General features: G+C 72.1%; 13 protein-coding genes. 4 read left to right on the top strand and 9 right to left on the bottom strand.

The genetic code is table 11. From position 1 onward, the window contains the following. Positions 1 to 32: 32 nt before the first annotated feature. From infB to rimP, 4 genes are all read right to left on the bottom strand, one after another. The gene (gene infB / locus ACZ62B_RS22170; RefSeq protein ID WP_469691791.1) at positions 33 to 3,098 is read right to left on the bottom strand and encodes a translation initiation factor IF-2; all 3,066 of its coding nucleotides are present in this window, start codon (positions 3,096 to 3,098) and stop codon (positions 33 to 35) included. 185 nt (positions 3,099 to 3,283) lie between these two features. Next, complete coding sequence (locus ACZ62B_RS22165) at positions 3,284 to 3,565, bottom strand: YlxR family protein (RefSeq protein ID WP_073936961.1); 282 nt, start codon at positions 3,563 to 3,565, stop codon at positions 3,284 to 3,286. Positions 3,566 to 3,667: 102 nt separating this feature from the next. Further along, a complete protein-coding gene (gene nusA / locus ACZ62B_RS22160; RefSeq protein ID WP_344566150.1) occupies positions 3,668 to 4,678 on the bottom strand; it encodes a transcription termination factor NusA in 1,011 nt (336 codons plus the stop codon). A gap of 2 nt (positions 4,679 to 4,680) precedes the next feature. Then, positions 4,681 to 5,181: a ribosome maturation factor RimP gene (gene rimP, locus ACZ62B_RS22155; RefSeq protein ID WP_344566152.1), complete on the bottom strand. Its 501-nt coding sequence runs from the start codon at positions 5,179 to 5,181 to the stop codon at positions 4,681 to 4,683. Positions 5,182 to 5,388: 207 nt separating this feature from the next. On the opposite strand from rimP, the gene ACZ62B_RS22150 reads away from it, so the two are divergent. From ACZ62B_RS22150 to ACZ62B_RS22135, 4 genes are all read left to right on the top strand, one after another. Further along, on the top strand, positions 5,389 to 5,949 hold the full coding sequence (locus tag ACZ62B_RS22150; protein ID WP_469691789.1) for a hypothetical protein: 561 nt from the start codon (positions 5,389 to 5,391) through the stop codon (positions 5,947 to 5,949). Next, the gene (locus tag ACZ62B_RS22145; RefSeq protein WP_469691787.1) at positions 5,946 to 6,419 is read left to right on the top strand and encodes a ferritin-like domain-containing protein; all 474 of its coding nucleotides are present in this window, start codon (positions 5,946 to 5,948) and stop codon (positions 6,417 to 6,419) included. Before ACZ62B_RS22150 ends, ACZ62B_RS22145 begins: the two co-directional genes overlap by 4 nt. A 45-nt stretch (positions 6,420 to 6,464) precedes the next feature. Next, the gene (locus ACZ62B_RS22140; RefSeq protein ID WP_344566165.1) at positions 6,465 to 7,370 is read left to right on the top strand and encodes an aminoglycoside phosphotransferase family protein; all 906 of its coding nucleotides are present in this window, start codon (positions 6,465 to 6,467) and stop codon (positions 7,368 to 7,370) included. A gap of 369 nt (positions 7,371 to 7,739) precedes the next feature. After that, a complete protein-coding gene (locus ACZ62B_RS22135; protein ID WP_344566167.1) occupies positions 7,740 to 8,246 on the top strand; it encodes a carboxymuconolactone decarboxylase family protein in 507 nt (168 codons plus the stop codon). 62 nt (positions 8,247 to 8,308) lie between these two features. On the opposite strand, the gene ACZ62B_RS22130 is transcribed toward ACZ62B_RS22135, so the two are convergent. The 5 genes from ACZ62B_RS22130 to ACZ62B_RS22110 all read right to left on the bottom strand — a co-directional run bounded on the left by ACZ62B_RS22130 (position 8,309) and on the right by ACZ62B_RS22110 (position 14,323). After that, positions 8,309 to 10,009: a proline--tRNA ligase gene (locus ACZ62B_RS22130; RefSeq protein WP_344566169.1), complete on the bottom strand. Its 1,701-nt coding sequence runs from the start codon at positions 10,007 to 10,009 to the stop codon at positions 8,309 to 8,311. Between the two features lie 78 nt (positions 10,010 to 10,087). Further along, positions 10,088 to 10,654, bottom strand: coding sequence for a GNAT family N-acetyltransferase (locus ACZ62B_RS22125; protein ID WP_344566171.1), 567 nt, complete (start codon positions 10,652 to 10,654; stop codon positions 10,088 to 10,090). A gap of 27 nt (positions 10,655 to 10,681) precedes the next feature. Then, positions 10,682 to 11,530, bottom strand: a complete 849-nt coding sequence (locus tag ACZ62B_RS22120; protein WP_344566173.1) for a GNAT family N-acetyltransferase — start codon at positions 11,528 to 11,530, stop codon at positions 10,682 to 10,684. 158 nt (positions 11,531 to 11,688) lie between these two features. Then, complete coding sequence (gene ispG, locus ACZ62B_RS22115) at positions 11,689 to 12,846, bottom strand: flavodoxin-dependent (E)-4-hydroxy-3-methylbut-2-enyl-diphosphate synthase (RefSeq protein ID WP_344566175.1); 1,158 nt, start codon at positions 12,844 to 12,846, stop codon at positions 11,689 to 11,691. 184 nt (positions 12,847 to 13,030) lie between these two features. Then, on the bottom strand, positions 13,031 to 14,323 hold the full coding sequence (locus ACZ62B_RS22110; protein ID WP_344566227.1) for a M50 family metallopeptidase: 1,293 nt from the start codon (positions 14,321 to 14,323) through the stop codon (positions 13,031 to 13,033). Positions 14,324 to 14,328 lie beyond the last annotated feature (5 nt).

The raw sequence follows: 14,328 nt of genomic DNA, 5'->3' as shown, positions 1-14,328 counted from the left end.
GGGTCCCGCCGGCCGGTACACACCGTGGGGTGTTACACCCGCGGCTTCTCGCGCATCTCGTACGTCGCGATGACGTCGTCGACCTTGATGTCGTTGAAGTTTCCGAGGTTGATACCGCCCTCGTAGCCTTCGCGGATCTCGGTGACGTCGTCCTTGAAGCGACGCAGACCCTCGATGTTGAGGTTCTCCGCGATGACCTTGCCATCGCGCAGCAGGCGCGCCTTGGTGTTGCGCCTGACCTCGCCGGAGCGGATGAGCACACCCGCGATGTTGCCCAGCTTGGACGAGCGGAAGACCTCGCGGATCTCCGCCGTGCCGAGCTCGACCTCTTCGTACTCCGGCTTGAGCATGCCCTTGAGGGCCGCCTCGATCTCCTCGATCGCCTGGTAGATGACCGAGTAGTACCGGACGTCCACACCCTCGCGCTCGGCCATCTGCTGTGCCCGCCCGGCGGCGCGCACGTTGAAGCCGATCACGATGGCGTCGGAGCCCATCGCCAGGTCGATGTCGGACTCCGTGACCGCACCGACGCCGCGGTGCAGGACGCGGATGTCGACCTCTTCGCCGACGTCCAGCTGGAGCAGCGAGGACTCGAGCGCCTCGACGGAACCGGAAGCGTCACCCTTGATGATCAGGTTCAGCTGCTGGACCTCGCCGGCCTTGAGCACCTTGTCCAGGTCCTCCAGGGAGACGCGGCGCGTGCGCTTGGCGAACGCGGCGTTGCGCTCACGGGCGGCGCGCTTCTCGGCGATCTGACGGGCCGTACGGTCCTCGTCCACGACGATGAAGTTGTCGCCCGCACCCGGGACGTTGGTCAGACCCAGGACCTGGACCGGCGTCGACGGGCCCGCCTCGGCGACGTTGTTGCCGTTGTCGTCGAGCATGGCGCGCACGCGGCCGTAGGCGTCGCCCACCACCATCGTGTCGCCGACCCGCAGCGTGCCTCGCTGGACGAGGACGGTCGCCACGGCACCGCGGCCGCGGTCGAGCCGGGACTCGATCGAGATGCCCTGCGCGTCCTGCTCGGGGTTGGCCCGCAGGTCGAGCGAGGCGTCCGCGGTGAGGACGACGGCCTCGAGGAGGCTGTCGATGTGCAGACCCTGCTTGGCGGAGATGTCGACGAACATGGTGTCGCCGCCGTACTCCTCGGCCACCAGGCCGTACTCGGTCAGCTGACCGCGCACCTTGGTCGGGTCCGCGCCCTCGACGTCGATCTTGTTGACCGCGACGACGATCGGGACGTCGGCCGCCTTGGCGTGGTTGAGCGCCTCGACCGTCTGCGGCATGACGCCGTCGTTGGCCGCGACGACCAGGATCGCGATGTCGGTCGACTTCGCACCGCGGGCACGCATGGCGGTGAACGCCTCGTGACCCGGGGTGTCGATGAAGGTGATCTTGCGATCCTCTTCGTTGACCTCGGTCGTGACCTGGTAGGCACCGATGTGCTGGGTGATGCCGCCGGCCTCGCCCGCGATGACGTTCGTCTTGCGGATGGCGTCGAGGAGGCGGGTCTTTCCGTGGTCGACGTGACCCATGACGGTGACGACCGGCGGGCGGACCACCAGGTCCTCCTCGCCGCCCTCGTCCTCGCCGAACTCCAGGTCGAAGGACTCGAGCAGCTCGCGGTCCTCCTCCTCCGGGCTGACGATCTGAACGGTGTAGTTCATCTCGCCGGCGAGGAGCTGGAGCGTCTCGTCGGAGACGGACTGGGTCGCGGTGACCATCTCGCCGAGGTTCATCATGACCGCGACGAGCGACGCCGGGTTGGCGTTGATCTTCTCCGCGAAGTCGGTGAGCGAGGCACCGCGCGACAGGCGAATGGTCTCGCCGTTGCCGCGGGGCAGCATCACGCCGCCGACCGACGGGGCCTGCATGGCCTCGTACTCCTGGCGCCTCTGCCGCTTCGACTTGCGGCCACGACGCGCGGGACCGCCGGGACGGCCGAAGGCGCCCTGCGTGCCACCACGGCCACCGGGACCGCCGGGACGGCCACCGAAGCCGGGACGGCCACCGCCGCCGGCGAAGCCGCCACCGCCACCGGGACGACCGGCGAAGCCGCCGCCGCCACCGGGACGACCGGCACCGCCGCCGCCCGGACGGCCGGCGAAGCCGCCGCCACCGGGACGACCGCCGCCGCCGCCGGGACGACCCGCACCGCCCGGACCGCGGCCGCCGGGGCCGGGACGCGGGCCGGCAGCGGGACGCTGCGGCATCATGCCGGGGTTCGGACGCGGACCGCCGGGTCCGCCGCCGGGACGGGGACCGCCCTGCGGACGCGGCATCGAGCCCGGGGTCGGGCGCTGCCCGCCCGGAGCCTGCGGACGCGGACCGCCGCCCTGGCCACCGGGGGCCTGCGGACGGGGACCGGCACCGCCGGCACCGCCGGGACCGCCCGGGCCGGGACGCGCGCCCTGCGGGCGCGGAGCCTGCGGACGGGCCATGCCGGTGGAGCCACCGGAGGTGAAGGGGTTGTTACCGGGACGCGGACCGGCCGGGCGACCGCCCGGACGCGGTGCGCCGCCACCGGGACGCTGACCCTGACCGGCCGGACGGCCCTGGCCACCCTGGCCGCCCTGACCCGGACCACCCTGACCGGCGGGACGACCGCCGGGCTTGGGGGCACCGGGACGCGCGCCACCGGGCTTCGGACCGGACGGAGCCGGAGCCGGGGCCGCCGCCGCGGGCGGGGCCTGGAACTCCGGGGCCGCCGGAGCCGGACGCGGCGCGGGGCGCGGGCCCGGCGTCGGACGCGGACCGGGGGCGGCCGGCGCGGGCGCCGACGGGGCCGCCGGCGGCTGGGCCGCGGCGGGCTTGGGCGCGGCCGGCGGCTTCGGGGCGGCCGGACCCGGACGGGCCGCCTGCGCCGGGGACGGCGCGGCGGGCCTGGGGGCCGCCTTGCGGGGCGCGCCGGGCTTCGCGGCGGACTTGCCGTTGCCCCCGCCCTGCTGGAAGGCGTCGGTCAGCTTGCGTACTACGGGCGCTTCGATGGTCGAAGACGCCGAACGGACGAATTCACCGAGTTCCTGGAGCTTGGCCATGACGACCTTGCTCTCCACACCGAACTCCTTGGCGAGTTCGTAGACCCGGACCTTAGCCACTTCGCTCCTTTGAGGTCCGGGTTGCGTCCGGACCGTCGCTAGTTCATGGGCGTACTCATCGCGTACTCATCGAGTGCTCATCGCAATCTCGACCTGCTTTCGACTCGCGAGGTACCAGACCGCACGGGGGCTTCCGCGCGGCATGTTCTTGCGTGTTGCCTGTCCAGTCGGCGGTCAGCCGCTGCTCAGCAACCTTGTGCCTGCTCGACGTAGAGGCGCAACGCCTTTACGTCGAGCGGTCCCGGGACGCGGAGCGCCCGCGGGAACGCCCTGCGGCGCACCGCCTGGTCGAGACAGACCGGGACGGGATGCACATACGCACCCCGGCCGGGCAGCGTACCGCGAGGATCGGGGACGCACGCGTCCTCGATCACCACGATGCGCAGCAGCTCACTCTTGACCGCTCGCTCCCGGCACCCCACGCAGGTGCGCTCGGGGCATACGCCAGCACGTGTCCGGCCAGACACTCCTTAGTCTACCTCCCCGCGCCGACCTCACCCCTTTGGGGCAAGAATCGAACACTTGCCGCGCGCAAAGCTGTCGTGATCTCAGCGACCTGCGGCTTGGATCTATTCCCCGGCCCGTTCCTCGGCCCGTTCCCCGGTCTGTTCCGTGTCCGGCCGGATGTCGATCCGCCAGCCGGTCAGCCGGGCGGCGAGGCGGGCGTTCTGCCCCTCCTTGCCGATCGCCAGGGAGAGCTGGTAGTCCGGCACGATGACCCGGGCGGACCGGGCGGCCATGTCGACGATCTCCACCTTGGAGACCCGGGCCGGCGACAGCGCGTTCGCCACCATCTCGGCCGGGTCGTCGGACCAGTCGACGATGTCGATCTTCTCGCCGTTCAGCTCGCCCATGACGTTGCGCACCCGGCCGCCCATGGGGCCGATGCAGGCGCCCTTGGCGTTCAGGCCCGAGCGGGTGGAACGGACGGCGATCTTGGTGCGGTGGCCGGCCTCGCGGGCGATCGCGGAGATCTCGACGGACCCGTCGGCGATCTCCGGCACCTCCAGGGCGAAGAGCTTCTTCACCAGGTTGGGGTGGGTGCGCGACAGGGTGACGGACGGGCCGCGCACCCCCTTGGCCACCCGGACGACGTAGCTGCGCAGCCGCATGCCGTGCGGGTAGGTCTCGCCGGGCACCTGCTCCTGCACCGGCAGGATGGCCTCCAGCTTGCCGATGTCGACCAGCACGTTCTTCGGGTCGCGGCCCTGCTGGACCACACCGGTGACGATGTCGCCCTCGCGGCCGGCGTACTCGCCGAGCGTCGCGTCGTCCTCGGCGTCGCGCAGGCGCTGCAGGATGACCTGCTTGGCCGTGGTGGCGGCGATACGGCCGAAGCCGGACGGGGTGTCGTCGAACTCGCGGGCCTCCTGGCCCTCCTCGAGGTCCTCGGGGTCCTCCTTCGCCCACACGGTCACATGTCCGGTCTCCCGGTTGAGCTCCACGCGCGCGTGCCGGCGGCTTCCCTCGGTGCGGTGGTAGGCGATGAGGAGGGCCGATTCGATCGCTTCGACCAGCAGGCCGAGGGAGATCTCCTTCTCCCTCACCAAGAGCCGAAGTGCACTCATGTCGATGTCCACGATTACGCCTCCTCTTCCTTCTCGTTGTCCTTGCGGTTGAACTCGACCTGGACGCGCGCCCTGGTGATGTCGTCGAAGGCGAGTCTGCGCGTGGTGGCCTTGCGGCCCTTCACTCCGGGCACCTCGAGGTCGAGACCCTCGTCGTCGGCCTCGAGGATCCTGGCGACCAGTTCGCCGCCCTCGGCGAGCTGGAACCGGACCAGGCGGCCGGTGGCGCGCACGTAGTGCCGGTGCTCGGTGAGAGGGCGCTCCGCGCCCGGGGTGCCGACCTCGAGGGTGTACTCCGCACTGCCCATCGCGTCCGTCTCGTCGAGCTTCGCCGAGAGCGCGCGGCTCACATCGGCGATCCGGTCGAGGTCCGCTCCGGTGTCGGAGTCGACGACGACGCGCAGCACACGCTTGCGGCCGACCGCGTCCACGGCGATCTCTTCGAGATCCAGGCCCTGGGAGCTGACGAGCGGTTCCAGAAGTTCTCGAAGCCTCTCGCTCTGGGTGGTGCTCATCCGGGTGACTCCTCGGCCGCGTGTGCTGTTGTGGGACGGTGCGCGTGTCTGGTCAAAGGGTATCCGGTCGCGGAGGGTGTTGCTGTCCACCCGGTCACGGAGGGTGCCGCTGGGCGCTCCCGCGCGGGCGCACGGGTACGGTGATCACGGGCTCCGGCCCGCCCTTTTCCGTCGCCCCGTCCGTACGAGCTCCCGAGGACGTCTGCCGTGTCGTTCCCCCTGTCTCCGCGCGCCCGTTCGGGGCCGCGCAGAAGGAGTCTGCTCGCCGTCGCCCCGGCGGCCCTGCTGGTGGCGGGCTGCTCCGCCGGGTCCGAGGACCCCGGCGCCTCCGGCGGCAGCCGTCCCTCGGCCGCCGACCGGGCACGCGCGCGTGCGGCCCGGGACAGCAGGGAACTGGCCGAGCGGTACGACGCGGTCGTGGCCGCGCATCCGAAGCTGGCGGAGCGGCTGCGTCCGCTGCGCGCGGAGGTCGTACGGCACGCGGAGGCGTTCGAGGAGACGGCGGAGCCCTCGCCGTCCCCGTCGCCGTCGCTGTCGCCGTCGTCGTCCGGACCGGGCTCGCCCTCGGTCTCCGCGTCGGCCACCGTGCCCGCCGTGCCCGCGAAGGAGAAGGACGCCCTCGCCGAACTCGCCGCCGCCGAGCGGGAGCTCGCCGACCGGCGCGCGAAGGCGCTGCTCGACGCGCCGGGCGAGCCGGCCCGGCTGCTGGCCTCGGTGGCGGCGGCCGGGGCGGCGCATGTGTACCTGCTGACGGAGGGACGAGGGTGAGCGAGTCGCGCGAGGCGAAGGACCGGGAACTGCGGGCTCTCCAGGCCGCGCTGGCGGCGGAGCACGCGGCGGTGTACGGCTACGGGGTCGTCGGCGGGCGCATCGGCGAGGACCGGCGCACCGAGGCACGGACGGCGTACGACGCGCACCGGGCGCGCAGGGACGCGCTGGTGCGCGCGGTGAAGGACGCGGGGGGCGCGCCCGTCGCCGCCGCCGCGGGGTACGCGCTGCCGTTCCCGGTGCCGGACGCGGCGGCGGCGCTGCGGCTGGCGGCGGAGCTGGAGGACCGGGTGGCCGGGGTGTACGCCGATCTGGTGCGCGCGAGCGGCGGCGAGCGGCGGCGGGGGGCCGCCGAGGCGATGCGGGAGGCGGCGGTGCGGTCGGTGCGCTGGAGCGGCGAGAGCGTAGCCTTCCCTGGGCTCACCGAGCGGGGCGGTACGGCTTCGGGGTCCCCGGCGCCGACGGCGTGACGGGGCGGCGGGCCCCGCGTACAGCAGGAAGGGAACGACTCGCGCATGGTTTTCGAACCGCCGAAGCGTCTGGTGAGGGCGCTCGGTGAGACGGCGCCCGAGGGTGACGACTGGCTGGAGAGGCTGCCGGAGACGGCGCGCGAGGCCGTCGCACAGCGTGAGTTGACCGTGGAGCGGGTGCAGGTGCCGGGCGGGCGCAGCAGCCTGGTCGTGCTGGTGCGGACGGCCGACGGGACGCCCGCCGTGCTGAAGCTGGCGCCGCGCCGGGCGCGCCCGGAGAGCGAGCGGGCCGCGCTGGCCCACTGGGGCGGTCTGGGGGCGGTCCGGCTGCTGGAGCCGGCCGCGGGCGTGACCGAGGGGGTGCTGCTGCTGGAGCGGCTGCACCCGGATGTGTCGGTGCGGTCGTTGCCGGAGGCGAAGGCGTTGCTGGAGGCGGCGGGGACGCTGCGCCGGCTCTGGGTCGACCCGCCGGAGGAGCACGGCTTCGAGACGGTGGCCGAGCGCACGGAGCGGCAGGCGCGGGCGATGCGGGCGAGCGCGGCGGCCGACCCGGAGGTGGCTCCGCTGGTGGAGGCGGCGCTGACGGCCCGCGAGGAGCTGCTGGCGGCGCCGCCCGAGCACCGGCTGCTGCACGGGACGTTCCGGCAGAGCAAGGTGCTGTCCGGGGAGCGCACGCCGTGGCTGGCGGTGGGGCCGGACCCGGTGGTCGGCGAGCACGCGTTCGACCTGGCCCGGCTGGTCCGCGACCGCGTGGAGGACCTCATCGCCCAGACCTCCGGCGCCACGACGACCCGCCGCCGGGTGAAGCGCCTCGCGGAGTCCCTGGAGGTCGACCGCGAACGCCTGAGCGGCTGGACCCTGTTCCGCGCGGTGGAATCGGGCGTACGGGCCCGCCGCGTGGGCCGCGAACAGGACGCGGAACTCCTCCTGGAGTTCGCGAGCTGGCTCTGAGGGTCGCCGTCCGGACCTCGCCGAGGCCACGGGCCCCGGCCACCGCTCCCCCGCGCCCGGCTCCGCTCGAGCGGGGGCCTCACGCACGGGAGGGCCCCCGCCGCCGCGTTGTCGTCGACCGGCAAGGCTCCGCCCTGACGCCCTCCTCCGCATCGGGGCACTCCCCCGACTGTCCGAAGGGCGCGGGGAGGTGCCCCGCCACCGGACCCCGCTCGGCTCGGCGGCAGGGCACCGCTCGCCGGAGCCGACCTGGTCCGCACCACACCCCCCGGACCGGTTCTCGTTCTCGGTCCGGAGCCTCCGTCACACTTTTCCGTCGCGATCCGTCAGGTCGGTGTCAGCGAACAAGACAGTCCCAAGGAGACGGAAATGGAAACGCGTTCGATCACGGCGGAGATCCCGATGGCCCCGCGGATGACCGAGGACCCCGCGGAGCTCGTTCCCGAGCTGGCGGAGGTGTCGGCGGCGCTGTTCAAGGTCACCGGCAACGGGTCGGTGCCGCGCTCCACGATCAGCCTGGTCCAGCTGCGCGCCGGGCAGATCGCCGGCAGCACCTACCTGACCGTCCTGCACACGGGCTTCCTGCGGAAGGCCGGGCAGTCGGAGGAGCGGATCGCCTCGGTGGCGTCCTGGTGGGACTCGCCGTACTTCACCGGTGCCGAGCGCGCCGCGCTGGCCCTCGTGGAAGCCGTGCTCCAGCCGTCCGCGGACGGCGAGCGGGTCTCCGACGCGCTGTACGCCGAGGTGGCCGGGCACTACGAGCCGAAGGCGCTCGCCACCCTGGTGTTCGCGATCGGCCAGGTCAACTTCTTCACGGCCGTCGCGCTCGTCGCCAAGCCGGTGCCCGGCCGGTCGTTCACCGACCCGTGGAAGTGAGACGGGCCGGGTGAGATCCGGGGCCCGTGCGGCGGATGGCCGGCACGGGCCCCGTCACGCCGTCACGCCGTGAGGCGGGCGACGGCCTCGTCGACGGTGAGCTCCTCGCGTTCGCCCGTGCGGCGGTCCTTGAGCTCGACGACGCCTTCCGCCGCGCGGCGGCCGGCGACCAGGATCTGCGGGACGCCGATCAGCTCCGAGTCGGTGAACTTCACGCCCGGGGAGACGCCGGGGCGGTCGTCGACCAGGACGCGGAGGCCGGCGGCGGACAGCTTCTCGGAGACGTCGAGGGCCAGCTCGGTCTGGAGGGCCTTGCCGGCGGCGACCACGTGGACGTCGGCCGGGGCGACCTCGGCGGGCCAGCACAGACCCTTGTCGTCGGCGGTCTGCTCGGCGAGGGCCGCCACCGCGCGGGAGACGCCGATGCCGTAGGAGCCCATGGTGACGCGGACCGGCTTGCCGTTCTGGCCGAGGACGTCGAGCTTGAGGGCATCGGCGTACTTGCGGCCCAGCTGGAAGATGTGGCCGATCTCGATGGCGCGGTCCAGCCGCAGGCCCGTGCCGCACTTGGGGCAGGGGTCGCCCTCCTGGACCACCACGACGTCCACGTACGCGTCGACCTCGAAGTCGCGGCCCGCGACCACGTTCTTCGCGTGCGTGTCGGCCTTGTTGGCGCCCGTGATCCAGGCGGTGCCCGGGGCCACGCGCGGGTCGGCGATGTACGTCACCTTGCCCAGGCCCTGCGGACCGACGTAGCCGCGCACCAGGTCGGGGCGGGCGATGAAGTCGGCCTCGGTGACCATCTCCACCGCGGCCGGGGCGAAGTGCGCCTCGACCTTGTCCATGTCGACCTCGCGGTCACCGGGCACGCCCACGGCGACGATCTCACCGTCCACCTTGACCAGCAGGTTCTTCAGCGTGGCCGAGGCCTCGACGCCGAGCTGGGCGGCGAGGGTCTCGATGGTCGGGGTGTCGGGCGTGGGGATGTCCTCGGCGGCCGGGACACCGGCGGCGTCGACCGGCTTCAGCTCGTAGGCGATCGCCTCGGTGTTGGCGGCGAAGTCGCAGTTCGGGCAGTCCGCGAAGGTGTCCTCGCCGGCCTCGGCGGGGGCGAGGAACTCCTCGGACTTGGAGCCGCCCATGGCGCCGGCGGTGGCCGCGACGATGCGGTAGTCGAGGCCCAGGCGCTCGTAGACCTTCTGGTACGCCTGGCGGTGCAGGGCGTACGACTTCGCCAGGCCCTCGTCCTCCAGGTCGAAGGAGTACGAGTCCTTCATCAGGAACTCGCGGCCGCGCAGGATGCCGGCGCGGGGGCGGGCCTCGTCGCGGAACTTGGACTGGATCTGGTAGAGGATGACCGGCAGGTCCTTGTAGGAGGACGCCTGGTCCTTCACCATCAGCGTGAAGATCTCCTCGTGGGTGGGGCCGAGGAGGTAGTCGCCGCCCTTGCGGTCCTGGAGGCGGAACAGCTCGGGGCCGTACTCGTCCCAGCGGCCGGTCGCCTCGTAGGGCTCACGCGGCAGCAGCGCGGGGAGCAGCACCTCCTGGGCGCCGATGGCGTCCATCTCCTCGCGGACGATCCGCTCGACGTTGGCGAGGACCTTCTTGCCGAGGGGCAGCCAGGTCCAGATGCCGGCGGCGGTGCGGCGCACATAGCCGGCCCGGACGAGAAGCTTGTGGCTGAGGACCTCGGCGTCCGCCGGGTCGTCGCGCAGCGTCTTCGCCATCAACTGGGACATGCGCTGGACCGGTGCGTTCGCCATGGTTTCCGTACTCCTGCTGCGTCTGGGTGATGACAGGAGGTTAGCCGGGCGGGACGGGACGGCGGAAATCCATTGTCCCTATCGGCGGAGGAGGGGCAGCGGGGCGCCCATGACGGCGTACGGCTTGGGGGCGCCGGGGAAGAGGACCTGGCGGGCGAGGTCCTGGTAGCCGAGCGAGCGGTACAGCCGGCGGGCGGGGCTCTCGACGTCGATCGCGGAGAGGATCGAGCGGGGCTGCTCGGCGCCGTCGGTGATCGTGGTGATCAGGGCGCGGCCGATGCCGTGCTTCTGGTGCCGGGGGTGGACGTGCAGCTCGGTGATGACGAAGGAGTCGTCGAGCCAGTCGTCGTGGCCACGGGCGCGCAGATAGGGCTCGACGACGGTGGACCACCAGTGGGCGCGGTCGTTGGGCATGCCGTAGACGAAGCCGGCCAGCCGGCCCTTGACGGTGGCGCCGAAGGCCCGGGCGCCCGGGAGGGTCATGTGCCGCAGCACGATCTGCCGGCGTACGGCCACCTCGTCGGGGCCGAGCCCGAACGCCACCGCCTGCACCGCCAGCGCCTCGTCGACGTGGCCGGGGAGGTCGAGGGGACCGATCACGATGTCGTCGGGGTGGGGGCGGCCGTGACCGGGAAAGCGCACCATGCCGGGGAGACTACAGGGCGTGCCCGCTCAGAACAGCACGCTCATGAAGGCGCCGACCTCCTGGAAGCCCACCCTCTCGTACGTCCTGCGGGCGGGCGTGTTGAAGTCGTTGACGTAGAGGCTCGCCACGGGCGCTATCTCCGTCAGGGCGTAGCGCAGGACGGCCGCCATGCCGGGCGCGGCGACGCCCTTGCCCCGGTGTTCGGGGGCCACCCAGACGCCCTGGATCTGGCAGGCGCGGTCGGTCGCGGCGCCGATCTCGGCCTTGAAGACGACCTTGCCGTCGGTGCCGAAGCGGGCGAAGGCGCGGCCGGCGCCGACGAGCTCGGCGACCCGGGCCTGGTAGAGCAGGCCGCCGTCGCCGGCCAGCGGGGAGACGCCGACCTCCTCGGTGAACATCGCCACGCACGCCGGCATGACCGTCTCGAGTTCGTCCTTGCGGACGCGGCGGACGTAGGGGTCGGGGGCTATGAGGTCGGACAGGCGGTCGGTGACCATGAGGGGCTGGTGGGTGCGGACCTCGCGGGCGGGGCCCCACTGGGGTTCGAGCAGCCGCCAGAGCGCGGCGGTGGGCTCGGCCGGGCCGACGATCGAGGAGCAGCGGCGGCCGGCCCGCCGGGCACGGTCGGCGAAGGCGCGGACGGCCCGGGGGGTGGCGCAGATGGGCACCAGGTTGGCGCCCGCGTAGCACAGGGACGTCAGGACGCCCCCCTCGTACCAGCCCCACATCTCGCCGCCGAGCCGCCACGGGTCCAGGCCCGCGATCTGGACGCGGGCCGTCACGAAGGCGTTCGCGACCGGCTCGCGGTCGAGTACGGCGAGTGCGGCGGCCAGGTCACTCGGTTCGAGGACCCGGGATGTGGTCTGCGTCAACACGTGCGGGGCCTCACACACTGGGGTCTGCTGATTTCTCCGCACTGTACCTTCGCGAGCTGGGGACCGCCGCCCCCAGATCCCCGCTCCGGCCCGGAAAGGGCCTCGTCCTCACGTGCCGGACGGGCCGGATCACGCCGCCCGGCACGGGTGAGGACCCGTCAGCCCGCCACCGAGATCTGCGGTTCGCCCGAGGCCACGCCGTCCTTCTCCATCTCCTCGGCGATCTTCATCGCCTCCTCGATCAGCGTCTCCACGATCTTCGACTCGGGGACGGTCTTGATGACCTCGCCCTTCACGAAGATCTGCCCCTTGCCGTTGCCGGAGGCGACGCCGAGGTCGGCCTCGCGGGCCTCGCCGGGACCGTTGACGACACAGCCCATGACGGCCACCCGCAGCGGCACCTCCATGCCCTCCAGCCCGGCCGTGACCTCCTCGGCGAGCTTGTACACGTCGACCTGGGCGCGTCCGCAGGAGGGGCAGGAGACGATCTCCAGGCCGCGCTGGCGCAGGTTGAGCGACTCCAGGATCTGGATGCCGACCTTGATCTCCTCGACCGGCGGGGCCGACAGGGAGACGCGGATGGTGTCGCCGATGCCCTGGGAGAGCAGCGCGCCGAAGGCGACGGCCGACTTGATGGTGCCCTGGAAGGCGGGCCCGGCCTCGGTGACGCCGAGGTGGAGGGGGTAGTCGCACTGGGCGGCGAGCTGGCGGTAGGCCTCGACCATGACGACCGGGTCGTTGTGCTTGACGGAGATCTTGATGTCGCGGAAGTCGTGCTCCTCGAAGAGGGACGCCTCCCACAGGGCGGACTCGGCCAGCGCCTCGGGGGTCGCCTTGCCGTACTTCTGGAGCAGGCGCCGGTCCAGCGACCCGGCGTTCACGCCGATGCGGATCGGGGTGCCGTGGTCCTTCGCCGCCCTGGCGATCTCCTTGACCTTGTCGTCGAACTGCTTGATGTTGCCGGGGTTCACCCGGACCGCCGCGCAGCCGGCCTCGATGGCGGCGAAGACGTACTTGGGCTGGAAGTGGATGTCGGCGATCACCGGGATCTGCGACTTCTTCGCGATCACGGCCAGCGCGTCGGCGTCGTCCTGCGTGGGGCAGGCGACCCGGACGATCTGGCAGCCGGAGGCGGTGAGCTCGGCGATCTGCTGGAGGGTGGCGCCGATGTCGGACGTGCGCGTGGTCGTCATCGACTGCACGGACACGGGGGCGTCCCCGCCCACCGCCACGGATCCGACCTGGATCTGCCGGCTCTTCCGGCGCTCGGCGAGCTTGGTCGGAACGGACGGCATGCCGAGAGAAATCGCAGTCATCTGCTGTGCAACCCCAAGTCGTGGATCTAGGTCCGGCTCCCCGTGAGCAGCGGGCTCCGGGCTCCGAGATTACGGCAATGGCCAACGCCCGAGCACATCCCGCCCCTAAACCCACTCAAAGGGCGACGGCCCGGAACCAAAGGGTCCCAGGCCGTCGTGAACGGCGGGTGTCGCCTCCCGGGAGTTATGAGATGCGTACCGGATTCACCACGTCCGCGATCAGGACGAGGATGGTGAAGCAGACGAAGACCCCTGCCACCACGTACGCCACCGGCATCAGTTTCGCCACGTCGAACGGGCCCGGGTCGGGGCGGCGCAGCACCCTGGCGATGTTGCGGCGCAGCGACTCCCACAGGGCGCCCGCGATGTGCCCGCCGTCGAGCGGCAGCAGCGGGAGCATGTTGAACAGGAACAGGGAGAGGTTGAACATCCCGAGCATCATCACGAACATGGCCACCTGCTGCGAGGCCGGGATGTCGAGGGTGGCGATCTCACCGCCGACCCGGGCCGCGCCGACGACGCCCATCGGGGAGTCGGGTTCGCGGGGGCCGTCGCCGAAGGCCGCGTCCCACAGGGCGGGGATCTTGGACGGCAGGGCGGCGAGGGAGTCGACGGCGTCGCCGACCCGGTCGGTCATCCAGACCACGGAGTCGCCGAAGTCCTGTTTGACGACTCCGGTGGCCGCGCTGAAGCCGAGGAAGCCGGCCTTGACGTACTCACCCTCGACGTAGGCGCCGTTGGCGTCCTTCTTGGCGACCATGTTGGTCGCGATCTTCGCCTGGAGGGTGACCTCCCGGCCGTCGCGTTCGACGACGATCGGCACGCTCTTGCCGGCGCTGTCGCGGATGAGGTCGGAGAGGACGCCCCAGTCGTCGGTCCTGACCCCGGCGAAGGCGACGATCCTGTCGTCGGCCTTCATCCCCGCGGCGGCGGCCGGGGACTGGGGGTCGGACTTCTTGCAGTCGTCGCGGTTCTCGGTCTGCGCGATCACGCACTGCGAGACCGAGCTGACGGTGGTGGTCTGCTGCTGGATGCCGAAGCCCATCAGCACGGTGAGGAACAGCGCCACCGCGAGGATCAGGTTCATGAACGGGCCCGCGAACATCACGATGACCCGTTTCCACGGCTTGCGCGTGTAGAACAGGCGCTTCTCGTCGCCGGGCTCGAGCTCCTCGAAGGCTGCCGAGCGGGCGTCCTCGATCATGCCGCGCCACGGCGAGGTGGAACGGGCCTCGATGCGGCCGTCGGGGCCGGGCGGGAACATGCCGATCATGCGGATGTAGCCGCCGAACGGGATCGCCTTGACGCCGTACTCGGTCTCGCCCTTGTTCCGCGACCAGAGGGTCGGGCCGAAGCCGACCATGTACTGGGGCACGCGGATGCCGAACATCTTGGCCGTGGACAGATGGCCCAGCTCGTGCCACGCGATCGAGAACAGCAGGCCGGCCGCGAAGACGACTATGCCGAGGATGAACATCAGGG

It is taken from the genome of Streptomyces sp. NPDC053426, assembly GCF_055585405.1.
The sequence above is the reverse complement of the archived record's forward strand: the minus strand, read 5'-3'. Positions and strand labels throughout refer to the sequence as shown.

Excerpts from the sequence above, each read along its gene's own strand:
- rimP (WP_344566152.1), bottom strand. The coding sequence starts at position 5,181 with ATGAGCACCACCCAGAGCGAGAGGCTTCGAGAACTTCTGGAACCGCTC.
- ispG (WP_344566175.1), bottom strand. The coding sequence starts at position 12,846 with ATGACTGCGATTTCTCTCGGCATGCCGTCCGTTCCGACCAAGCTCGCC.
- ACZ62B_RS22130 (WP_344566169.1), bottom strand. The coding sequence starts at position 10,009 with ATGGCGAACGCACCGGTCCAGCGCATGTCCCAGTTGATGGCGAAGACG.
- ACZ62B_RS22135 (WP_344566167.1), top strand. The coding sequence starts at position 7,740 with ATGGAAACGCGTTCGATCACGGCGGAGATCCCGATGGCCCCGCGGATG.
- ACZ62B_RS22140 (WP_344566165.1), top strand. The coding sequence starts at position 6,465 with ATGGTTTTCGAACCGCCGAAGCGTCTGGTGAGGGCGCTCGGTGAGACG.
- ACZ62B_RS22110 (WP_344566227.1), bottom strand. The coding sequence starts at position 14,323 with ATGTTCATCCTCGGCATAGTCGTCTTCGCGGCCGGCCTGCTGTTCTCG.
- ACZ62B_RS22125 (WP_344566171.1), bottom strand. The coding sequence starts at position 10,654 with ATGGTGCGCTTTCCCGGTCACGGCCGCCCCCACCCCGACGACATCGTG.